Here is a 21109-nt window from a genome sequence, read left to right as displayed (position 1 = left end):
CATTAAAGGACTTGATTGAGTTTGTTTTTGAGATATTACGCAACGGGTAAAATTCCACTTCTTTAAAAGTAAAAAGCCAGCCAGTGGTTAAACTGGTTGGCTATTTTGCATGACAAGCGTTCAATTAAAATTCGATACGCGCCCCAAGATTATAGCGACGCCCTTCGACCAGCCCGTAATCACCCCATTGGGTGATGCGTTGTGGATCGGCATCAAACAGGTTGTAAATCCCCGCCATCAACTGCGTGTGCTTGTTTAACTGATAACGCGCGCCGAGATCAACCATCGTCCAGGCTTCGTAGTCAATATGATCGCCAGTATCGCGGTTGCTACTGCGATAATTCGCTTTGCTCCACAAATCCAACGCTTCGGTAGCCGACCAGGTCAGCGACACGTTTGCCATATGGCTCGGGTAGTCATTCAACGCGTAGCCTTTATTTACGCCTGTTTTCTGCTCGCTGTGGTTATAGGTGTAGTTTGCATTAGCTTTTACCGTTTCAGTCATCTGCCAGTCCGCATTAAGCTCCACACCATAGACATCGGCTTTGCCGACGTTAAAGTATTTGCTGATGGAGTCTGCTTTATAGCCGTTCATCTGGCACTGGTTAGTCCCCGTCGTTTCGCAAATCGTCTCTTCGGAGATTTTATCTTTGAATTGTGTATAGAAAACCGTGCCGTCTAACGCCAGCTTCTCTCCTGCCCAGTACAGGCCGAGTTCGGAGTTGACGCTTTTCTCTGGTTTCAGGTCATCGTTACCTACGGTCAAATACGGGTACGGCGGTAATGAGCCACGTGGCGTAACAAAATCAGCGGAGGTTTCGCGCAGCTCAGGTTTTTTATAGCCTGCGGATACACCGCCTTTCAGAGCCCAGGCATCCGTAATCGCCCAGTTGCCATAAAGTTTTGGCGTGATGTGTGTGCCGAAATAGTTGTCGCGATCCAAACGTGCGGATGTGGTCAACGTAAAGTCGTCAATTTGCCAACCATCTTCAGCGAACAGCGCCCAACCATTGCGACTGATTTTGGTCACCGGTTCAACGCCAGGCGCTTCTTTACTGGAAACAGCGAACTGGTCGTTAAGTTCTTCACGCGTGAAGTTAGCCCCAACGGTGATTTTGTGATTATCGAATGTGAAAGTCGTCTGGCTGTTGGCAACGTAGTTTTCGGTCTCAATGTACTGTGGAGCATCGCCATCCAGGCTGTATTTTGAGCGCCCTTTCTCGTAGTTGATGTAGTTTTTTGTCGCGATAGTGTCTTCAGCGTACCAACCACTATGGCTTAGCGTCACCGCATCACGATCAAACTTCCACATCCACGGTGCATTATCGCGGTTTTTCTTTTGCTCGCCGGAGACAACGTTCAGATCAAATAAGTTTGTTTCATTGGCCGCAAGGCCAACGGTCATATCAATAGATTTACGATCGTTCTTGCTGAAGTAATTATTGCGCTCGTCGTCGCGGCGATTTAACCAGTCGGCAGCAACGCTAATACCCAGCACGTCGGGCACAATCGGCCCCATTGCGAACAAATTCATTTGGTTGGTATTACCGAATGAGCTGTCTTCCTGAAGGAAAGTATTGGCTGCCAGCGCGCCGGTCCAGTCCTGCACGCCATAAGGTTTTTTGGTGATAACGTTCACCACACCGCCAATGGCATCGGAACCATATAGCGATGACATTGGCCCGCGAATCACTTCAATACGCTCGATAGCTTCCATCGGCGGTAGGAAGTTAACTTCCGAACCAATATCCTGGCCATATGGACGCGCTTCACCGGTATTTTGCTTCACGCTATTCACCATAAAAGCGGTATAGCTCGAGTCCATGCCGCGCATCATAATACTGCCGGATGACATATCGCTCGAACCCGAACCCACATTAACGCCGGGTAAATCCTGAATCGCTTCGGCGACATTACGATTTGGTTTTTCATCGAGCTGTTGACGATCAATAACGGAAATCGTGGCCGGAGCTTCTTTCTTTTGCTGAGAAAAACCCGATGCCGTCACGACCATTTGATCTTCAGACTCGCTAATCGATGTTTTATTTTCTTCCGCCTGAACCGGAAGCATTGTGCCTCCAGCCAGCGCAACGATCCCTGCTAATGCCAAACGCTTATTGTTTCTCATTTTTTAATTACCTGAGATATTGAAAAAAGCCTGCTGGCCCTGTGAATTTTCACCACAGGGCTTTATTGTTCTTTTAATTAAAAGTGGATTAGATTTTGTCGAGATTGACTTTAATAATGTAATCCGGTTTTTTGCCTATCTCTTTTTCACCCTGCTTCACGCTGGCGTAAAGAGTGTGGCCATCTGCTGAAAGCGCAAGGCTATTAGGCAAGGCCGACGTCGCAATGCTGGCTTTTACTTTGTAAGTGTCGCCGTCGACAACGCTTATCAGCTGTGCATTACGGTGAGTGATATAAACTTCGTTGCGGCCACTGTTGTACATCACTGCCAGAGAGTTAATCACCTTAATACGATCAATGATTTTCCCGTCTTTTAGTGAAACCACCAACACATCAGGCAAATCGGGGTCGGTAATAAACGCACGCTCTTTATTATTATCCAGAGCAATATTCAGGAAGAAGTGTTTTTTCTGCGGTTCGACTTTAACGCGAGAAAGGATCTTATTATCGCTGGCATCAAGCGTGATTAATTCCCCGCTGCCGTTGACGCTATAAACTCGTCCTTTTTCTTCATCGATTGCCAGCCCGGTTGGATATTCCCCCATATTTTCAATGGTGGCAACATGCTGCTGTTTTTGCGTGTCGATAACCCAAATAATACCTTTCTGAGCAACGCCCGAGACATATAAACGCTGGTGCTTTTTATCCAGCACCATTTCGCGGGTGTGGATAATCTCTTTCGGATTACTGAGGTCGCTCAGTTGCACGGTCTTAATCTCTTTGCCGCTGCGCGTATCCATCAATGTCACAGAGCCTTCAAGCGTGTTACCGATGTACAGAATATGGTTTGTTTCATCCAGCACCGTGGCGAAGGCTCGTCTGTCGGTAGTGATGTTCCCGGTTGATGCCAGCGTGTCTGGATTCAGTTTGTAGACCAGGCCGTGGGTTTTATCTTTGTCGAAGGAAGGTGCCGATGCGGCAAAAAGAACGTTTTGCGAGGCGTCGAATGCCAGTTCGTAAACCCCGTTGCCCGCGGGAACCGTAAGAAACTCCTTTTCCGGCAGAGGTTTAGCACCCGCATTCATTGAGCTCATGAATAGTGCGACGGTTAAAGCAATGAAGCCCGATTTCTGGTATCCGTACAAAGTATGTCGATTCATTTACTTAGATTCACATTTATTTACGAATGTGAATGATAATGATTTTCAATTGCGTTATCAACAATAGATGAAAAAAAGGCCAGCAATCAATCTTTGCTGGCCTTAGAGGTACTACGTATTACAGAACGGCTTTAGCTTGTTTCACTACGTTTTCTACAGTGAAGCCAAACTCTTCGAACAGCAGCTCTGCTGGAGCTGACTCACCAAAGGTGGTCATGCCCACAACCGCGCCATTCAGGCCAACATATTTGTACCAGTAGTCAGCGATGCTGGCTTCGATAGCAACACGTGCAGCGACTGCTTTCGGCAGCACAGCTTCACGGTACGCTGGATCCTGTTTGTCGAACGCATCAGTAGACGGCATGGAAACCACACGCGCTTTGATGCCTTCAGCAGTCAGTTGATCCCAGGCTGCAACAGCCAGTTCAACTTCAGAACCGGTTGCAATCAGAATCAGCTCAGGCGTGCCTGCACAATCTTTCAGAACGTATGCGCCGCGAGCGATATCCGCCAGCTGCTGCTCGGTACGATCCTGCTGTGCCAGGTTCTGACGGGAGAAGATCAGCGCGGTCGGGCCGTCGTGACGTTCTACAGCGTATTTCCACGCCACCGCAGATTCAACCTGGTCACATGGGCGCCATGTGCTCATGTTTGGCGTCACGCGCAGGGCAGCAAGCTGCTCTACAGGCTGGTGAGTTGGGCCATCTTCGCCCAGACCGATAGAGTCATGGGTGTAGACCATCACCTGGCGTTGCTTCATCAATGCTGCCATACGCACCGCGTTGCGTGCATATTCAACAAACATCAGGAAGGTAGAGGTGTATGGCAGGAAACCACCGTGCAGCGCGATACCGTTCGCAATCGCCGTCATACCGAATTCACGTACACCATAATGGATGTAGTTACCGGCCAGATCTTCATTGATTGCTTTAGAGCCAGACCAGATAGTCAGGTTAGAAGGCGCGAGGTCAGCGGAGCCGCCGAGGAATTCAGGCAGCAGGTGGCCGAATGCTTCGATGGTGTTCTGAGACGCTTTACGGCTAGCAATTTTCGCAGGGTTAGCTTGCAGGTTCTTGATGAACTCTTGCGCTTTAGCTGCGAAATCAGCAGGCATGTCGCCTTTCATACGACGGGTAAATTCAGCAGCTTCCTGTGGGAAGGCTTTAGCATATGCAGCGAATTTCTCGTTCCATGCCGCTTCTTTCGCCTGACCTGCTTCTTTCGCGTCCCACTGAGCATAAATCTCAGACGGGATTTCGAATGGCGCGTGTTTCCAGCCCAGAGCTTCACGGGTCAGTGCAATTTCCGCGTCACCCAAAGGTGCGCCGTGGGAATCGTGCGTACCGGCTTTGTTTGGAGAACCGAAACCGATGATGGTTTTGCACATCAGCAGTGAAGGTTTGTCGGTAACGGCTTTAGCTTCTTCAACAGCGCGTTTGATTGCGTCTGCATCGTGACCGTCAACGCCGCGCACTACGTGCCAGCCGTAGGCTTCAAAGCGTTTTGCGGTATCGTCGGTGAACCAGCCTTCAACGTGGCCGTCGATAGAGATACCGTTGTCATCATAGAAGGCAACCAGTTTACCCAGACCCAGCGTACCCGCCAGAGAGCAAACTTCGTGGGAAATACCTTCCATCATGCAGCCATCACCCATAAAGGTGTAGGTGAAGTGGTCAACGATGTCGTGACCTGGACGGTTGAACTGTGCTGCCATGGTGCGTTCAGCAATTGCCATACCCACTGCGTTCGCAACACCCTGACCCAGCGGGCCAGTCGTGGTTTCAACACCCGCGGTGTAGCCCACTTCCGGGTGACCCGGAGTTTTGGAATGCAGCTGACGGAAGTTTTTCAGTTCTTCAATCGGCAGGTCATAACCTGTGAGGTGCAGCAAGCTATAGATCAGCATTGAGCCGTGGCCGTTAGACAGCACGAAGCGGTCACGGTCAGCCCATGCAGGGTTCTGCGGGTTATGGTTCAGGAAATCGCGCCACAGGACTTCGGCAATGTCGGCCATACCCATAGGGGCGCCCGGGTGACCGGATTTGGCTTTTTGTACTGCGTCCATGCTGAGTGCACGAATAGCATTGGCAAGCTCTTTACGAGAGGACATTTTGACTCCAGATCGGATGGTTGAAGGTCAGGCCTTGACTACTATGCGTTATGGGCTACGCCCAAAAAATTGCCATCAATGTACCGCAAGCGATGTGCCATGTACATGGAGCATCCTTTTGTCTGGTTAAGAAATCTCTGGAACCTGCTCGCATGTTGCGCAAGTTGCTGCGCGAGTTTGGCTAACTTCTTTATACTGAAGCGGCTAGCCAATGGTTTGTGGCTAAATCACCTCTGAGCAGTTATCACTAATTAAGGATATTGGCATGAAATTGCGCCCAATTTTATTAAGCCTGAGCGTTGCTGCCCTACTGAGCGGCTGCCAGAACATGGACTCTAACGGTCTGCTCGCTTCCGGTGCGGAAGCATTTCAGGCGTACACATTAAGTGATGCGCAGGTGAAAGAGTTGAGTGACAAATCTTGTGCGGAGCTCGACAGCAAAGCCAGCATCGCACCAGGCAGCAGCGAATATGCTAAACGTCTCAGCAAAATTTCCTCAGCCCTGGGCGACAACATCAACGGCATGCCGGTGAACTACAAGGTGTATGTCACCAAAGATGTGAACGCCTTTGCGATGGCTAACGGCTGTATCCGCGTATATAGCGGCCTGATGGACATGATGAACGATAACGAAGTCGAAGCAGTTATCGGCCACGAAATGGGTCACGTCGCGCTCGGCCATGTGAAGAAAGGGATGCAGGTTGCGTTGGGTACTAACGCAGCTCGCGTTGCAGCAGCATCAGCGGGCGGTGTGATTGGTAGTTTATCGCAGTCACAACTGGGTGATTTGGGTGAGAAGCTCGTGAACGCACAGTTCTCCCAGCGTCAGGAGTCTGAAGCTGATGACTACTCGTATGATTTGTTGAGGAAACGTGGAATCAACCCAATTGGCCTGGCAACCAGTTTTGAGAAGTTAGCGAAAGCAGAAGAAGGCCGCCAAAGCTCAATGCTTGATGACCACCCCGCTTCAGCCGAACGTGCGCAACATATTCGCGACCGTATGGCGGCGGATGGGCTGAAGTAATTTCAGTCAACTAATAAGCACTTCAGGCGTTATTGTCGCAGACAGTTTGAACCCGGACCGCGCGCAGCCACCGGAGCGTACACTCAGTACGTGAGGATGGCGAGCACTGCCCGGGTTCAAAATGGCAAGTAAAATAGCCTGATTACTCGCCTTTCTTAGCTGCCTGGATATACAACATTTCTAACGCCAACGTCGCACCAGCCAACGCAGTAATTTCAGACTGATCGTAAGCCGGAGACACTTCCACAACGTCCATACCAACGATGTTCAGGTCTTTCAAACCACGGACCAGTTTCAGGGCGCGGTCAGTCGTCAAACCACCGATAACCGGGGTACCTGTACCTGGTGCGAAAGCAGGGTCGATACAGTCGATATCAAAGGTCAGATAAACCGGCATATCGCCAACAATCTGCTTAACCTGAGCCAGCACGTCATCAACAGTGCGGTCGTTAACCTGGCCGGCATCCAGCACGGTGAAACCGTTGTCTTTATCGAACTCAGTACGGATACCAATTTGCACAGAGTGGTTCGGGTCGATCAAACCTTCTTTAGGTGCGGTGTAGAACATGGTGCCGTGGTCGAACTCGCAACCATTCGCATAGGTATCGGTGTGCGCATCGAAATGCACCAGTGCCATTTTACCGAAGTGCTTCGCGTGGGCGCGCAACAGCGGCAAAGTCACAAAGTGGTCACCACCGAAAGAGAGCATTCGCTTGCCGGCAGCCAGCAGTTTTTCTGCGTGAGCTTGCAGACGTTCGCTCATGTCACGCGCATCACCGAAGGCGTAAACCAGGTCGCCACAGTCCACAACATTCAAGCGCTCACGCACGTCGAAATTCCACGGGAAGCGGTTACCTTCCCATGCCAGGTTGGTAGACACCTGACGGATTGCCGCAGGGCCATGGCGTCCACCTGCACGGCCAGACGTTGCCGCATCAAAAGGAACGCCAGTGATAACCCAATCAGCATCGCTGTCGTACGGCATAAAGTTCAGCGGAAAACGTAAAAAACCGAAGGCATTGGATACCAGGGAATTGTCGTACTGATGGCCTAAGGTGCTCATGGTTTGACCTCACGATGATGGTAATGATTAGCAAAAAAAAGTCCCCTCCGCGTCGTTAAACCCGACGAGGAAGGGACTGTATTCATTCAGACTGCTTGTTGGCGCAGATTATCGCCGAATGTAGCCTTATTTGTATACTAATTACTCTAGTAATTCGCGTTGCAGGTAGGCGGTAAGTGAGTGCAGCCAACACCCCTGCGACTCGAAGTACGCCGAGTAATTTACTCGTCTTCTAAGTAAGTATAGCCATACAACCCAGCCTCAAACTCTTCGAGGAACTGCTGCTGTAATGCTGCATCCAAATCGGTTTGTTTAACCTGATCGCGGAAATGCTTCAGCAAGGTTTTCGGATCAAGCTGAACATATTCCAGCATGTCAGCAACGGTATCGCCTTCATCAGAAAGCTCCACTTCTACGCTGCCGTCAGGGAAGACAAACACGTCAACCGCTTCGGTATCGCCAAACAGGTTGTGCATGTTGCCCAGAATTTCCTGGTATGCACCAACCATGAAGAAGCCCAACAGCGGTGGATTTTCTGCATCGTATTCTGGCATCGGCATGGTCGTCGCAATACCGTCACCGTCGATGTAGTGATCGATAGCACCGTCTGAGTCACAAGTGATATCCAGCAGTACCGCGCGGCGCTCAGGAACCTGGTTCAGCCCTTCAAGCGGTAACACCGGGAAAAGCTGGTCGATGCCCCACGCATCCGGCATCGACTGGAACAGCGAGAAGTTGACGTAAATCTTATCCGCCATACGCTCTTGCAGTTCATCGATGATTGGGCGGTGCGCACGGTTACTTGGGTCGAGCAGACGCTGAATTTCATGGCACATGCTCAGATAAAGCTGCTCCGCCCAGGCACGTTCTTGCAAGGAGAAACTCCCCGCTGAGTAACCAGTATGGATATCATGCAGATCATTCTGGCTATCGTGCAGCCATTCACGCAGCGAGCGACGGTTGTTCGGCTCATGCATTTCGCCCCAGGTTTCCCACATGCTTTGCAGCGCACGGGACGCATCTGCAGCCGGAGCCGTTGGCGTGGTGTATTCGTTACGCTCAACACCGATGATGTTAGACACCAGCACGGTGTGGTGCGCGGTCACAGCACGGCCAGATTCGGTGATAACCGTTGGGTGCGGCAGGCCGTTTTCTTCACACGCGTCGCCAATCGCCCAGATGATGTTGTTCGCGTATTCGTTCAGGCCGTAGTTGACAGAGCAATCGGACTGCGAGCGCGTGCCTTCATAGTCCACGCCCAGACCGCCGCCCACATCGAAGCATTCGATGTTGACGCCCATCTTGTGCAGCTCAACATAGAAACGCGCTGATTCACGCACGCCAGTGGCGATATCGCGAATGTTTGCCATTTGCGAGCCGAGGTGGAAGTGCAGCAATTGCAGGCTGTCGATACGTCCGGCTTCACGCAACATTTCAACCAGTTGCAGAACCTGCGTTGCTGCCAGGCCAAATTTGGATTTCTCGCCACCAGAAGACTGCCATTTGCCGGAGCCTTGTGACGCCAGACGCGCACGCACGCCAAGACGTGGCACGACATTCAGGCGCTCTGCTTCTTCCAGTACGATGCGGATTTCTGACATCTTCTCGATGACCAGATAAACCTTGTGGCCCATCTTCTCGCCGATCAACGCCAGGCGGATGTATTCACGGTCTTTATAGCCGTTACACACAATAACTGAACGCGTCATACCGGCATGGGCCAGAACCGCCATCAGTTCCGCTTTAGAACCCGCTTCCAGGCCCAGAGGTTCACCGGAATGAATCAGTGATTCAATTACGCGACGGTGCTGGTTCACTTTGATTGGATAAACGAGGAAATAGTCGCCGTTGTAGCCATAGGATTCACGAGCACGTTTGAACGCTGCATTTATAGAACGCAGGCGGTGCTGCAAAATCTGCGGGAAGCAGAACAGTGCAGGTAAACGCTGCCCCTGTGCTTCACGGGCTTTTACGAGTTCAGCGAGATCAACACGCGCTTCCGGGACATCCGGGTCCGGGCAAACGGTAATGTGGCCGAGTTCGTTGACGTCGTAATAGTTATTACCCCACCAGGCAATATTGTAAGTACGCAGCATCTTGCTGGCTTCCTGGGAACTCATGGCAACCTCCTGCATGGAGCGGTGTACATCCTGCTCGCCCACTGACGAACCCGAAACAGAAGAGATTTTGTCAGACATGGCGAACCTCAAATTTAAACGAATGTGCAAAACAGTTGACTACTATCGCAGGGGTATCCCGCAATAACAACCCATTAACAGCGCGTAAAAGCAGCATAAGACGCTGACAGACTAACTGTGCGACCGGTTTCTTTTTCATATCATAGTAAAACACGTAACCGAACTCCGTTGCGCGGAGCGGCGAAACCACGAGAATACTCTTATCGATGACAAGAGAGCCCAAGTTCTGAATTTTCGAGGGTTTAAAAACCGGCCCGAGAATCCATCGATGCGCCAAGATGGGTATAACATCGGCAGGAATGCAGCTGTAGCAAAGAATTGCTGGATGCGAGGAGCATATGCACGACCTGGACGGTCGCCAGAGTTTGCGAATTAAAGCGGTTTTTCAATCGTATCACCTCCACGCATACGGTTTGGGTATGCGACAAGCCAAAGCTCAGAAATTTGCTCAACCCGGCTGGAAGTGGGCAACACAAAAACTGTGTGCTTGTTGAATGAGCCGCGCGCGCCGCTTTATACCGATAACAGACACAAATTGCAAAGTAAAAATCCCTGGATTGCGGCACTGTCAGTAAAATTTGCCACCCGAGATTATTTGCGCAGACTTGCAGGCGTAAAAATCACTGGTAATCTGATTAATGGATAACCTAGAATAGACGTCCAGATGTTAATCCATCTATACCGATTAACTGTTAGACTGCCTGAAATGAAACCTGTGGTGAAAACTCAAGTTACCAGTACATCGCACTGGTTCGAGCGCCGATAAACAGCAGTCTGCACTAACCTAATTCTCTTAGGGTGAATAAAACATGGCCAAACACCTCTTTACGTCCGAGTCTGTATCAGAAGGGCATCCCGATAAAATCGCTGACCAAATCTCCGATGCGGTGCTTGATGCGATCCTGGAACAGGATCCAAAAGCGCGCGTAGCTTGCGAAACTTACGTGAAAACCGGCATGGTTCTGGTTGGCGGTGAAATCACCACCAGCGCCTGGGTTGATATCGAAGAGATCACTCGTCAAACGATTCGTGAAATCGGCTACGTGCATTCTGATATGGGCTTTGATGCCAACTCTTGCGCAGTGCTGAGCGCTATCGGTAAGCAGTCCCCGGATATCAATCAGGGCGTTGACCGTACTGACCCGCTGGAGCAAGGTGCAGGCGACCAGGGCCTGATGTTTGGTTATGCGACCAACGAAACCGACGTGCTGATGCCAGCGCCAATCACTTACGCACACCGTCTGGTTCAACGCCAGGCTGAAGTTCGTAAGAATGGCTCACTGCCATGGTTGCGTCCGGATGCAAAAAGCCAGATCACCTTCCAGTATGACGACGGTAAAATCGTTGGCATCGATGCGGTTGTGTTGTCTACTCAGCATTCAGAAGATGTTGCGCTTAAAACGCTGCAAGAAGCTGTGATGGAAGAGATCATCAAGCCAGTTCTGCCAGCAGAATGGTTGAATGCTTCCACTAAATACCACATCAACCCAACAGGCCGTTTTGTTATCGGTGGCCCAATGGGTGATTGCGGTCTGACCGGTCGTAAAATTATCGTTGATACCTACGGCGGCATGGCTCGTCACGGCGGCGGTGCATTCTCTGGTAAAGATCCATCTAAAGTGGACCGTTCTGCAGCGTATGCGGCACGTTATGTGGCGAAAAACATCGTTGCAGCTGGCCTTGCTGACCGCTGTGAAATCCAGGTTTCTTACGCAATCGGCGTTGCTGAGCCAACTTCCATCATGGTTGAAACCTTCGGTACTGAGAAAATCTCTACCGAGCAATTGACCCTGCTGGTACGTGAGTTCTTCGACCTGCGTCCGTACGGCCTGATTCAGATGCTGGATCTGCTGCACCCAATCTACAAAGAAACCGCAGCATACGGTCACTTTGGTCGTGAGCATTTCCCTTGGGAAAAAACCGACAAAGCAGAATTGTTGCGTGATGCTGCTGGCCTGAAATAACTCCTCGCCAGTTCACCATCAAACTTTAAAGGCCAGCGCTTCGCTGGCCTTTTTCTTTTTTTACTCCCCTTCAGTACTTAAATCCTCTTCCCGCAAAATCTCTCGTAACAAACAACACCAGTGGAAACGGTTACATTGGCGTTAACAAGGCATTAATTAAGACAGTTCTGCATGACAACATTTTGTTGCTGCGCTAGTTACAAAACATTTCAGATTAGTCTTGCATGGAAAATTTTGGTTTTATTTTCTACACTCAATTTACTGTTTTAATTAAATAAATTACACATACAGTTCTTGACATTAGTGTAACCGATTACACTAACGTGAGTTGAATCACACAATTTTACGTCGCGTTAACCTAACCTTAATAGCGAGATATCCCCCAAATTATTCAACTGGAGAGCACTATGCCTGAAATAAAAAAACAAGGGCGCTCGAACAAAAGCATGACCTTTTTTGTCTGTTTTCTTGCAGCCCTGGCCGGTTTGTTATTTGGCCTTGATATTGGCGTGATTGCCGGTGCGTTACCGTTTATCGCTAAAGATTTCCAGATAACTGCGCACCAGCAAGAGTGGGTTGTGAGTTCGATGATGTTTGGTGCAGCTGTCGGTGCCGTTGGCAGTGGTTGGCTCTCCTTCCGCATCGGGCGTAAATACAGCCTGATGATTGGCGCAGTGCTTTTCGTTGCAGGTTCACTGTGCTCGGCTTTTGCACCGAACACTGAAATTCTGATTCTCTCCCGTGTATTGCTCGGCCTGGCAGTCGGTGTTGCGTCTTATACCGCCCCACTTTACCTGTCAGAAATTGCTCCTGAGAAAATCCGTGGCAGCATGATCTCGATGTACCAGTTGATGATTACCATCGGTATTCTTGGCGCTTACCTTTCCGATACAGCTTTCAGCTATAACGGCTCATGGCGCTGGATGCTGGGTGTTATCACCATTCCTGCGTTGATCTTGCTTGTAGGCGTCTTCTTCCTGCCAGACAGTCCACGTTGGTTCGCCGCAAAACGTCGCTTCCATGATGCTGAGCGTGTCTTGATGCGCTTACGTGACACCAGTGCCGAAGCAAAACGCGAACTGGAAGAAATCCGTGAAAGCCTGAAGGTGAAACAAAGCGGATGGTCATTGTTTAAAGAAAACAGCCACTTCCGTCGTGCCGTGTTCCTGGGTGTTCTGCTTCAGGTGATGCAACAGTTCACCGGTATGAACGTCATCATGTATTACGCACCGAAAATCTTCGAAATTGCAGGCTTCACCAACACCACTCAGCAAATGTGGGGCACCGTCATTGTTGGTCTTATCAACGTACTGGCAACCTTCATTGCGATTGGTCTGGTAGACCGTTGGGGCCGTAAACCTACACTGGTACTGGGCTTCATGGTTATGGCCGTGGGCATGGGCATTCTCGGTACGATGCTGCACGTCGGCATTCATTCCCAGGGAGCGCAATACTTCGCTATCGCCATGCTGCTGATGTTTATCGTTGGTTTTGCGATGAGCGCCGGTCCGCTGATTTGGGTACTGTGTTCTGAAATCCAGCCGCTGAAAGGGCGTGATTTCGGTATCACCTGCTCAACCGCCACCAACTGGATTGCGAACATGATTGTGGGTGCAACGTTCCTGACCATGCTTAACACGCTGGGCAATGCGAATACCTTCTGGGTATACGCCGCGTTGAACCTGTTCTTTATTGTTCTCACTGTGTGGCTGGTTCCGGAAACTAAACACGTTTCCCTGGAACACATCGAACGTAACCTGATGAAAGGCCGCCGGTTACGTGAGATTGGTGCTCACAACTAAGCAATAGCCGCCCTTCTCCTTAACGGGAGAAGGGCTTGCACCCTGCACCACCTCGCACTATTCTTTGCCGCTATGAAATCCCCAAGACTCCCCATCGCCATCCAGCAAGCCGTTATGCGTTGCCTACGGGAAAAGCTTCAACAGGCAAATCTGCACTTAGGCCGTAACTATCCTGAACCGAAGCTGGTATATCAGCAGCGAGGCACGGCTGCGGGCACCGCATGGATGGATAGCTACGAAATCCGCCTCAACCCGGTGTTGTTAATGGAAAACCAGCAAACCTTTATTGATGAGGTGGTGCCGCACGAACTGGCTCATTTGTTGGTGTGGAAACACTTTGGCCGCGCAGCGCCACATGGCAAAGAGTGGAAATGGATGATGGAAACAGTGCTTGGCGTTCCTGCCCGCCGGACACATAAGTTTGAAGTGCAATCCGTTCGCAAAAATACCTTCCCGTATCGCTGCCGTTGCCAACAACATCAATTGACGGTGCGCCGTCATAACAAAGTCCTGCGCGGCGAATCAGAATACCGCTGCGTGCAATGTGGCGACCTGTTAAAACCCGACGTTACAACCTCCTGTAATTAAAAATATTATTCATAAAGTTTCCTGATTTAGCTTATTGAATCCCAATAAAGCTTCAAGTACGGTGCGAGCACGTTTTAAAAAGGATTCTGGAAATGTCTCGCAAAATTTCTTTGGCTGTTGCACTTGTTGCAGCCCTCTGCTCTTTCTCCACGTTCAGCGCCGGTATCAATAATTTCTCTCAGGCAAAAGCGGCCGGTGCCAAAGTGAATGCCGACGCGCCAGGCGACTTCTATTGTGGATGTAAAATTAACTGGGAAGGGAAAAAGGGTGTTCCCGATCTAGAGTCATGCGGCTACAAAGTGCGTAAAAATGAAAACCGCGCCTCACGTATCGAATGGGAACATGTTGTTCCAGCCTGGCAATTCGGCCACCAGCGCCAGTGCTGGCAAGATGGTGGCCGTAAAAACTGCGCTAAAGACCCGGAATATCGCAAGATGGAAAGCGATATGCATAACCTGCAACCGGCTGTTGGTGAAGTGAATGCTGACCGTAACAACTTTATGTATAGCCAGTGGAATGGCGGCGAAGGCCAGTATGGGCAATGCGCAATGAAAGTGGACTTCAAAGAAAAGATTGCCGAGCCACCAGCGCGTGCCCGTGGTGCCATCGCCCGCACATACTTCTATATGCGTGACCAATATCAGCTCAACCTTTCTCGCCAGCAAACCCAACTGTTTGAGGCGTGGAATAAGCAATATCCAGTCACTACCTGGGAGTGTGAACGCGACGAACGTATCGCTAAAGTTCAGGGCAATCATAACCCTTATGTGCTGCGGGCTTGCCAGGCACAAAACAGCTAACCTACACTAGCGGGAATTGTTATCACTATTCCCGCTTTTGGATATTAAAAACCATGCGTATACCCCGCATTCATCACCCTGAACTCCTTTCCGTCGGCCAGGACATCGCGCTTTGCGAAGATGCAGCAAACCATGTTGGCCGCGTACTGCGCATGAGTGCAGGCCACGCGTTGCAATTGTTTGACGGCAGCAATCAGATTTTTGAGGCTGAAATTGTTCAGGCCGATAAAAAAAGCGTGCGTGTCAAAGTCCTGAGCGCAAATGTTGATGACCGTGAGTCCCCACTTCATCTACATCTCGGCCAGGTGATGTCGCGTGGTGAAAAGATGGAATTCACTATTCAGAAAGCAGTCGAGCTGGGTGTGAACGTGATTACGCCTTTGTTTTCCGAACGCTGTGGCGTAAAACTGGATGCCGAGCGCCTGAATAAGAAGCTCGGCCAGTGGCAGAAAATTGCTATTGCAGCCTGCGAGCAATGCGGTCGAAATATCGTGCCAGAAGTGCGCCCGGCGATGGATCTTGAAGTGTGGTGTGCTGAAGAAGATGCGAGTCTGAAGCTCAATCTGCATCCTCGTGCCAGCGCCAGTATTAATACATTGCCGCAACCTGTTGAACGTGTGCGCCTGCTAATTGGCCCGGAAGGCGGTTTAACGGCTGATGAAATTGCCATGACCGCACGTCATCAGTTTACTGATATTCTGTTGGGACCTCGCGTTCTACGCACTGAGACTACCGCGCTCACAGCCATTACTGCGCTGCAAGTGCGTTTTGGCGACCTGGGCTAAAAACTGGTACAAGGCTATCTTTTTTGCCATTCTGGCCTTGGGCAGTGCTCGCATTCTCACGTACTAATGTACGCTGCGAATACTGCGCGCTGTCCGCACCCAGACTGCCTGCAACGATAACGCCCTGTAGCCAGCTTTAATGGAGAAAAACAATGATCAAGCTCGGCATCGTGATGGACCCCATCGCAAACATTAACATCAAGAAAGACTCAAGCTTTGCCATGCTGCTGGAAGCACAGCGCCGTGGTTATGAACTGCATTACATGGAAATGGCCGATCTGTATTTGATCAACGGTGAAGCACACGCACGCACCCGCCTGGTCAGCGTCGAGCAGAACTACGATAAATGGTACGAATTTGGTAGTGAGCAAGACATCCAGCTTGCCGATCTCGACGTCATCCTGATGCGTAAAGATCCTCCGTTTGATACCGAATTTATCTACGCGACGTATATTCTTGAGCGCGCCGAAGAACAAGGCACTTTGATCGTTAACAAACCGCAAAGCCTGCGCGACTGTAACGAAAAGCTGTTCACCGCCTGGTTTGCTGATTTGACGCCAGAAACACTGGTGACCCGCAACAAAGCGCAGCTTAAAGCGTTCTGGCAAAAGCACGGTGACATCATCCTCAAGCCGTTAGATGGCATGGGTGGTGCTTCAATTTTCCGTGTTAAAGAAGGTGACCCTAACATTGGTGTTATCGCGGAAACGCTGACTGAACTCGGCAACCGTTACTGCATGGCGCAGAATTACCTGCCTGCCATTGTCGATGGTGACAAACGTGTTCTGGTGGTAGATGGGGAACCTGTTCCATATTGCCTGGCGCGTATTCCACAAGGTGGCGAAACTCGTGGCAACCTGGCAGCAGGTGGCCGTGGCGAACCGCGCCCATTGACCGAAAGCGACTGGGAAATTGCCCGTCGTGTTGGCCCTACTCTTAAAGCTAAAGGGTTGATTTTTGTTGGCCTGGATATCATCGGCGATCGCCTGACTGAGATTAACGTCACCAGTCCAACCTGTATTCGTGAAATCGAAGCAGAATTCCCGGTTTCTATTACTGGCATGTTGTTTGATGCTATCGAGACACGTCTGGCGAAATAGTCCTGTGAGCGGGCTTAGCCCGCTCAGTAGTGATAAACTGACTGCTCGCTTTTTCAACCGGAACCAGAACCTCTGACAATGAATTTACAGCATCACTTTCTAATTGCCATGCCGGCGCTCCAGGACCCATTGTTTAAGCGTGCTGTCGTTTATATTTGCGAATACAACGAAGACGGTGCTATGGGGATAATCATTAATAAACCCCTCGAAAATCTCAAGGTTGACGGTGTCCTGCAAAAACTAAAGATCGACCCGGAGCCACGTGATCCAGCTATTCGCCTTGATAAGCCTGTTTTTATTGGCGGCCCGCTGGCGGAAGACCGTGGTTTTATTTTGCATTCCGCCCCAGACTGTTTCGCCTCCAGTATCCGTATTTCAGATGACACGGTGATCACCACATCTCGCGATGTCCTGGAAACCATCGGCACGGCAAAACAGCCTGCGGATGTGATTGTCGCCCTAGGTTATTCCTCGTGGGAAAAAGGGCAGTTGGAACAAGAGATTCTGGACAATGCGTGGCTAACAGCTCCGGCAGATGCCTCTATTCTTTTCCACACCCCGATTTCTGAACGCTGGCGTGAAGCCGCAAAATTAATCGGCATTGATATCCATAACATGCCAAGTGAAGCGGGACACGCCTGATGAGCAGTGGAACTTTATTAGCCTTTGATTTCGGTACCAAAAGTATTGGTGTCGCCATCGGCCAACGCATTACCAGGACGGCACGCCCCTTAACTGCACTGAAAGCACAAGACGGCACACCCGACTGGAACGTTATCGAGAAAATCCTCAAAGAGTGGCAACCCGATGAAGTCGTCGTAGGCTTGCCACTGAATATGGATGGCACCGAGCAACCACTCACCGCACGTGCACGTAAATTTGCCAACCGCCTGCATGGCCGCTTTGGCGTAAAAGTCTCTTTGCAGGATGAACGCCTCAGCACCGTGGAAGCACGCGCTGGGTTGTTCGAGCACGGTGGTTTCCGCGCCCTCAATAAAGGCAGTATTGACTCTGCATCGGCGGTTATCATCCTTGAAAGCTGGTTTGACTATAATCCTTAGTCTTTTTTGTCAGGCATGTCTGAAGACTCATTAATCAGCTCATGCCTTGCTGCGACCGCCAGAAAATGACTGCGATCCCGGTAACCCGATGATGGCTGTTTTACACGGTTATCAATTCGCATAAGTAGCGTATCCGGCAGAGTAATGTTTATCCGCTGTTGTTTTCCTTCCAGGGCCGACAAATCAACATCAACTAGCAGCCACTGATTACAATACGCATATTCTGGATTTGCCGCGTAGATGAATGGCCCGGCATCTTTAATCTGCGTAATGTCGACGCCACGCTTTACCATTTCATCCGCGATTAACAAAATGGCCTCGCGTACCATTTCTGCGATTTCATCCTGATAATCTGCCGCTGATACACAGCCAAACTCATCATTGCATAACGCCGGCACAACCAGACCGAACGCTTCGTTCTCGTTTGCAGGCATCTCCACGCCAACAGAAAAAAACATAGGTAATCTCCGTGAGTTGGGAATCATATTCCCGCGCGTTTACGAATGGATCTGACAGTACCGATGGGAAGATCTTTCTTTGGATGCGGAACTGGGAAAGTTTTCCCAGTATTTGGCGACCACCAGATCCAGTGGCTGCCTCCAGAATTTCTGGCGGGTTCGCATCCTGCGGCCTTCAGTTCCTTAATAAGGTCAGAAGAATTCATGGTTTTCTCCTGATGGAAAAACAATACACACGAATACACACAGAGGCAATAATTTTAACCATCATTTTTTTCCCCATCGGCAATACGACCTTCCGCACGTAACACCGCTTCACCTTGAGCAAAACTTTGCATGCCATACTGCTGCCCAGTTTGAATATGCCCCGGTAACTGGTGCGTCTTACCTTCGCGGATAAGGCTCGCCATGGCGGGTGTATTAACCAGTAATTCGAACACTGCCGCCCTCCCTCCACGGCTATCAGGCAATAATTTCTGCGCCAGCACTGCTTTTAAACTGCCCGCCAGTTGGCTACGCACCATGTTTTTTTCTTCTGCGGGAAACACATCCACCAGCCGCTCCACGGCTTGCGCTGCCCCGCGAGTATGGAGTGTGGCTAATACCAGATGCCCGGTTTCTGCGGCGGTGAGTGCAAGGCGGATGGTTTCGCTGTCACGCAATTCGCCCAACAAAATGACATCAGGATCTTCGCGCAGTGCCGCACGTAAACCTGCGGCAAACGATCGGCAATGCCGACCAGGCTCCCGCTGTTGAATCAAACAACGCTGCGAGTAGTGAACAAACTCGATAGGATCTTCCAGTGTGAGAATATGCCCGTCGAGCTGATGATTTAGGTGGTCTACCATTGCGGCAAGCGTGGTGGATTTCCCACTGCCTGTGGCCCCCGTTACCAGAATCAATCCATCAGCAGATTTTAGTAATTCCGGGACAATGGCAGGAACGTTTAACGATTCAAGTTTTGGAGTGTGGGAAGCGAGTATCCGTAGTGCGAGTGAGTCCCCCTGCAACTGGCGAAAAGCATTGGCGCGCAGCCGCGTACCGCTCGCGAGGGTGACAGCAAAATCAAATTGCCCATGCTCTTCCAGCTCTTCTCGTTGCCCGTTTGTCAGCCAGGCATCCAGCAACACTGTGGGAGCTGGCGCGCTTTCGGGCAGAGGTTCAAGCCGCCCTTGCCTGCGCCAGCGAGCAGGAAGCTGCGTACACAGGTGTAGATCAGAGACATTATGCTTTACACTAAGGGCCACAATTTCTTCGATATCCATATCACTTTTCAACCTATGAACGAGATAGCGCACAATCTGGCACAGGTTCAGAACAAAATCCTGGCGGCAACTGAACGCTGCGGCCGTGCTCCAGAAGAAGTTACTCTGCTTGCAGTCAGCAAAACTAAGCCTGCGAGTGCCATCGCAGAAGCCGGTGTTGCTGGACAACGAATTTTTGGTGAAAACTACGTGCAAGAAGGCGTGGACAAAATTCGTTACTTTGCCGAAAACGGTGAGACCCCACTGGAATGGCACTTTATCGGCCCATTGCAGTCGAACAAAAGCCGTCTGGTTGCTGAACATTTTGACTGGTGCCACACCGTCGATCGTTTGCGAATTGCAACTCGCCTGAGCGAACAGCGCCCAACTGAGCTGCCACCGCTTAACGTACTGATTCAAATTAATATTAGTGATGAGCAAAGCAAATCCGGCATAGCGCTCAGTGAGCTCGATGCACTGGCGGCTGATGTCGCTGCTCTGCCGAATTTGGTGTTACGAGGTTTGATGGCTATTCCTGCCCCTGAACCTGATTACGAGCATCAGTTAGCGGTTTGCCAGAAAATGGCAGACGCTTTCACATCGCTCAAAAACCGTTATCCAACGGTTGATACGTTGTCCCTGGGCATGACCGATGACATGGACGCCGCGATTGCTGCAGGCAGCACCATGGTGCGCATTGGAACCGCTATTTTCGGCGCGCGGGATTACCCTGCTCGTTAATTCATTATAATTGTTGAGGAACGCCATGCTGACGTTGACTTTCCTGGTCAAAACGCTGATTGAACTGTATGTAATGGTGCTGCTGATTCGCATCTGGATGCAGTGGTCACGTTGTGATTTTTATAATCCTTTTGCGCAGTTTATCGTCAAGATTACTCAACCGATTGTCGGGCCACTGCGCCGGGTAATTCCGTCGATTGGGCCAATTGATACCGCCTCTTTGCTGGTGGCGTTTATTCTCACCACATTGAAGTACCCGGTTTTGCTGCTCATTCAGGTTGGCGCATTGTCGCTTGACCCGATGAACTTGCTTGTTGGCTTGTTATCACTGCTGAAATCCGCCGGTACGCTGGTGTTTTGGGTGATTATTATCCGCTCGCTGATGAGCTGGATAAGCCAGGGCCGCAGCCCAATTGAATACGTTTTGATGCAACTAACTGAGCCAATGATGGCGCCAATTCGCCGCGTGCTTCCAGCCATGGGTGGCATCGATTTTTCAGCGATGATCGTCATTTTGATTCTCTATGCGCTGAATTACCTCGGCATGGACTTGTTCCCGGGGCTTTGGTATTTGCTGTGAGTGCAGTGAGTCTTAACTCTGACGGGCTGGTTTTACGGCTGTATATTCAGCCTAAAGCCAGCCGGGATAGTATTATCGGGCTGCATGGCGACGAGCTAAAAGTCGCCATCACCGCCCCGCCGATAGACGGCAAAGCCAACGCTCATCTGGTAAAATACCTGGCTAAGCAGTTCAAAGTTGCCAAAAGCCAGGTGCTGCTTGAGAAAGGCGAACTGGGCCGTCATAAACAAATTAAGATTATCGACCCGCAACACATCCCGACGGAAGTCGCGGCTTTGCTCGAATAATTAGCCAATTTCACAGG

22 protein-coding genes are annotated in these 21109 nt (G+C 50.5%); 12 read left to right on the top strand and 10 right to left on the bottom strand.

The genetic code is table 11. From position 1 onward, the window contains the following. Window positions 1–124: 124 nt before the first annotated feature. From GC128_RS03795 to tkt, 3 genes are all read right to left on the bottom strand, one after another. Window positions 125–2128, bottom strand: a complete 2004-nt coding sequence (locus tag GC128_RS03795; protein ID WP_151993162.1) for a TonB-dependent receptor domain-containing protein — start codon at window positions 2126–2128, stop codon at window positions 125–127. An 88-nt stretch (window positions 2129–2216) separates the two neighbouring features. Beyond that, window positions 2217–3287, bottom strand: coding sequence for a 7-bladed beta-propeller protein YncE (gene yncE / locus GC128_RS03790; RefSeq protein ID WP_151993161.1), 1071 nt, complete (start codon window positions 3285–3287; stop codon window positions 2217–2219). 118 nt (window positions 3288–3405) lie between these two features. Then, window positions 3406–5397, bottom strand: coding sequence for a transketolase (gene tkt / locus GC128_RS03785; RefSeq protein WP_151993160.1), 1992 nt, complete (start codon window positions 5395–5397; stop codon window positions 3406–3408). A 265-nt stretch (window positions 5398–5662) separates the two neighbouring features. On the opposite strand from tkt, the gene loiP reads away from it, so the two are divergent. Continuing rightward, entirely contained in the window at window positions 5663–6421 is a 759-nt protein-coding gene (gene loiP / locus GC128_RS03780) for a metalloprotease LoiP (protein WP_151993159.1), read from the top strand. Window positions 6422–6563: 142 nt separating this feature from the next. On the opposite strand, the gene speB is transcribed toward loiP, so the two are convergent. From speB to GC128_RS23340, 4 genes are all read right to left on the bottom strand, one after another. After that, window positions 6564–7484 (bottom strand): agmatinase, encoded by a 921-nt coding sequence (gene speB, locus GC128_RS03775; RefSeq protein WP_034457777.1) that lies wholly within the window; start codon window positions 7482–7484, stop codon window positions 6564–6566. A gap of 221 nt (window positions 7485–7705) precedes the next feature. Then, the gene (speA, locus tag GC128_RS03770; protein WP_151993158.1) at window positions 7706–9682 is read right to left on the bottom strand and encodes a biosynthetic arginine decarboxylase; all 1977 of its coding nucleotides are present in this window, start codon (window positions 9680–9682) and stop codon (window positions 7706–7708) included. Then, window positions 9675–9821: an acid stress response protein YqgB gene (gene yqgB / locus GC128_RS03765; protein WP_147295624.1), complete on the bottom strand. Its 147-nt coding sequence runs from the start codon at window positions 9819–9821 to the stop codon at window positions 9675–9677. The genes speA and yqgB overlap by 8 nt, the downstream gene beginning before the upstream one ends. A gap of 103 nt (window positions 9822–9924) precedes the next feature. Beyond that, window positions 9925–10020, bottom strand: a complete 96-nt coding sequence (locus tag GC128_RS23340; RefSeq protein ID WP_420535598.1) for a hypothetical protein — start codon at window positions 10018–10020, stop codon at window positions 9925–9927. Window positions 10021–10491: 471 nt separating this feature from the next. Between GC128_RS23340 and metK the strand changes: the two genes are divergently transcribed. The 8 genes from metK (at window position 10492) to ruvX (ending at window position 17782) form a co-directional block, all read left to right on the top strand. Next, the gene (metK, locus tag GC128_RS03760; protein ID WP_034457781.1) at window positions 10492–11646 is read left to right on the top strand and encodes a methionine adenosyltransferase; all 1155 of its coding nucleotides are present in this window, start codon (window positions 10492–10494) and stop codon (window positions 11644–11646) included. 407 nt (window positions 11647–12053) lie between these two features. Then, window positions 12054–13448, top strand: coding sequence for a sugar porter family MFS transporter (locus tag GC128_RS03755; protein WP_151993157.1), 1395 nt, complete (start codon window positions 12054–12056; stop codon window positions 13446–13448). Between the two features lie 72 nt (window positions 13449–13520). Next, window positions 13521–14036, top strand: coding sequence for a SprT family zinc-dependent metalloprotease (locus tag GC128_RS03750; RefSeq protein WP_151993156.1), 516 nt, complete (start codon window positions 13521–13523; stop codon window positions 14034–14036). A gap of 92 nt (window positions 14037–14128) precedes the next feature. Then, the gene (gene endA / locus GC128_RS03745) at window positions 14129–14836 is read left to right on the top strand and encodes a deoxyribonuclease I (protein ID WP_151993155.1); all 708 of its coding nucleotides are present in this window, start codon (window positions 14129–14131) and stop codon (window positions 14834–14836) included. A 53-nt stretch (window positions 14837–14889) separates the two neighbouring features. Then, a complete protein-coding gene (rsmE, locus tag GC128_RS03740) occupies window positions 14890–15621 on the top strand; it encodes a 16S rRNA (uracil(1498)-N(3))-methyltransferase (RefSeq protein WP_151993154.1) in 732 nt (243 codons plus the stop codon). A 152-nt stretch (window positions 15622–15773) separates the two neighbouring features. Next, a complete protein-coding gene (gene gshB / locus GC128_RS03735) occupies window positions 15774–16721 on the top strand; it encodes a glutathione synthase (RefSeq protein WP_151993153.1) in 948 nt (315 codons plus the stop codon). Window positions 16722–16799: 78 nt separating this feature from the next. Then, window positions 16800–17363, top strand: a complete 564-nt coding sequence (locus GC128_RS03730; protein WP_151993152.1) for a YqgE/AlgH family protein — start codon at window positions 16800–16802, stop codon at window positions 17361–17363. Further along, window positions 17363–17782, top strand: coding sequence for a Holliday junction resolvase RuvX (gene ruvX / locus GC128_RS03725; protein WP_034457792.1), 420 nt, complete (start codon window positions 17363–17365; stop codon window positions 17780–17782). The genes GC128_RS03730 and ruvX overlap by 1 nt, the downstream gene beginning before the upstream one ends. Here ruvX and GC128_RS03720 read toward each other — a convergent pair. The 3 genes from GC128_RS03720 to GC128_RS03710 are packed head-to-tail and all read right to left on the bottom strand — an operon-like array spanning window position 17779 to window position 19505. Then, on the bottom strand, window positions 17779–18240 hold the full coding sequence (locus GC128_RS03720) for a type II toxin-antitoxin system HicB family antitoxin (RefSeq protein ID WP_151993151.1): 462 nt from the start codon (window positions 18238–18240) through the stop codon (window positions 17779–17781). The genes ruvX and GC128_RS03720 overlap by 4 nt on opposite strands. A 23-nt stretch (window positions 18241–18263) precedes the next feature. After that, window positions 18264–18446 (bottom strand): type II toxin-antitoxin system HicA family toxin, encoded by a 183-nt coding sequence (locus GC128_RS03715; protein ID WP_151993150.1) that lies wholly within the window; start codon window positions 18444–18446, stop codon window positions 18264–18266. A gap of 54 nt (window positions 18447–18500) precedes the next feature. Further along, window positions 18501–19505 carry a type IV pilus twitching motility protein PilT gene (locus GC128_RS03710; protein WP_151993149.1) on the bottom strand — a complete coding sequence of 335 codons (1005 nt, stop codon included), beginning with the start codon at window positions 19503–19505 and terminating at the stop codon, window positions 18501–18503. A 15-nt stretch (window positions 19506–19520) separates the two neighbouring features. Between GC128_RS03710 and GC128_RS03705 the strand changes: the two genes are divergently transcribed. From GC128_RS03705 to yggU, 3 genes are read left to right on the top strand one after another with little or no spacing between them, the layout of a single operon-like run. Continuing rightward, window positions 19521–20225, top strand: a complete 705-nt coding sequence (locus GC128_RS03705) for a YggS family pyridoxal phosphate-dependent enzyme (RefSeq protein WP_151993286.1) — start codon at window positions 19521–19523, stop codon at window positions 20223–20225. Window positions 20226–20250: 25 nt separating this feature from the next. Then, on the top strand, window positions 20251–20805 hold the full coding sequence (locus GC128_RS03700) for a YggT family protein (protein WP_151993148.1): 555 nt from the start codon (window positions 20251–20253) through the stop codon (window positions 20803–20805). After that, window positions 20802–21092, top strand: coding sequence for a DUF167 family protein YggU (gene yggU / locus GC128_RS03695; RefSeq protein ID WP_064513708.1), 291 nt, complete (start codon window positions 20802–20804; stop codon window positions 21090–21092). The genes GC128_RS03700 and yggU overlap by 4 nt, the downstream gene beginning before the upstream one ends. Window positions 21093–21109 lie beyond the last annotated feature (17 nt).

Origin of the sequence: Buttiauxella massiliensis, assembly GCF_902500225.1 — a bacterium.
Taxonomy (GTDB): domain Bacteria; phylum Pseudomonadota; class Gammaproteobacteria; order Enterobacterales; family Enterobacteriaceae; genus Buttiauxella; species Buttiauxella massiliensis.
The sequence above is the reverse complement of the archived record's forward strand: the minus strand, read 5'-3'. Positions and strand labels throughout refer to the sequence as shown.

Bases quoted from the DNA above. Each gene is read 5' to 3' on its own strand.
- yqgB (WP_147295624.1), bottom strand. From the start codon at position 9,821: ATGAAAAAGAAACCGGTCGCACAGTTAGTCTGTCAGCGTCTTATGCTG.
- GC128_RS03795 (WP_151993162.1), bottom strand. From the start codon at position 2,128: ATGAGAAACAATAAGCGTTTGGCATTAGCAGGGATCGTTGCGCTGGCT.
- loiP (WP_151993159.1), top strand. From the start codon at position 5,663: ATGAAATTGCGCCCAATTTTATTAAGCCTGAGCGTTGCTGCCCTACTG.
- tkt (WP_151993160.1), bottom strand. From the start codon at position 5,397: ATGTCCTCTCGTAAAGAGCTTGCCAATGCTATTCGTGCACTCAGCATG.
- rsmE (WP_151993154.1), top strand. From the start codon at position 14,890: ATGCGTATACCCCGCATTCATCACCCTGAACTCCTTTCCGTCGGCCAG.
- GC128_RS03705 (WP_151993286.1), top strand. From the start codon at position 19,521: ATGAACGAGATAGCGCACAATCTGGCACAGGTTCAGAACAAAATCCTG.
- GC128_RS03715 (WP_151993150.1), bottom strand. From the start codon at position 18,446: ATGAATTCTTCTGACCTTATTAAGGAACTGAAGGCCGCAGGATGCGAA.
- gshB (WP_151993153.1), top strand. From the start codon at position 15,774: ATGATCAAGCTCGGCATCGTGATGGACCCCATCGCAAACATTAACATC.
- speA (WP_151993158.1), bottom strand. From the start codon at position 9,682: ATGTCTGACAAAATCTCTTCTGTTTCGGGTTCGTCAGTGGGCGAGCAG.
- GC128_RS23340 (WP_420535598.1), bottom strand. From the start codon at position 10,020: ATGCTCCTCGCATCCAGCAATTCTTTGCTACAGCTGCATTCCTGCCGA.
- GC128_RS03710 (WP_151993149.1), bottom strand. From the start codon at position 19,505: ATGGATATCGAAGAAATTGTGGCCCTTAGTGTAAAGCATAATGTCTCT.
- GC128_RS03750 (WP_151993156.1), top strand. From the start codon at position 13,521: ATGAAATCCCCAAGACTCCCCATCGCCATCCAGCAAGCCGTTATGCGT.
- metK (WP_034457781.1), top strand. From the start codon at position 10,492: ATGGCCAAACACCTCTTTACGTCCGAGTCTGTATCAGAAGGGCATCCC.
- GC128_RS03755 (WP_151993157.1), top strand. From the start codon at position 12,054: ATGCCTGAAATAAAAAAACAAGGGCGCTCGAACAAAAGCATGACCTTT.
- ruvX (WP_034457792.1), top strand. From the start codon at position 17,363: ATGAGCAGTGGAACTTTATTAGCCTTTGATTTCGGTACCAAAAGTATT.
- GC128_RS03700 (WP_151993148.1), top strand. From the start codon at position 20,251: ATGCTGACGTTGACTTTCCTGGTCAAAACGCTGATTGAACTGTATGTA.
- endA (WP_151993155.1), top strand. From the start codon at position 14,129: ATGTCTCGCAAAATTTCTTTGGCTGTTGCACTTGTTGCAGCCCTCTGC.
- speB (WP_034457777.1), bottom strand. From the start codon at position 7,484: ATGAGCACCTTAGGCCATCAGTACGACAATTCCCTGGTATCCAATGCC.
- GC128_RS03730 (WP_151993152.1), top strand. From the start codon at position 16,800: ATGAATTTACAGCATCACTTTCTAATTGCCATGCCGGCGCTCCAGGAC.
- yncE (WP_151993161.1), bottom strand. From the start codon at position 3,287: ATGAATCGACATACTTTGTACGGATACCAGAAATCGGGCTTCATTGCT.
- GC128_RS03720 (WP_151993151.1), bottom strand. From the start codon at position 18,240: ATGTTTTTTTCTGTTGGCGTGGAGATGCCTGCAAACGAGAACGAAGCG.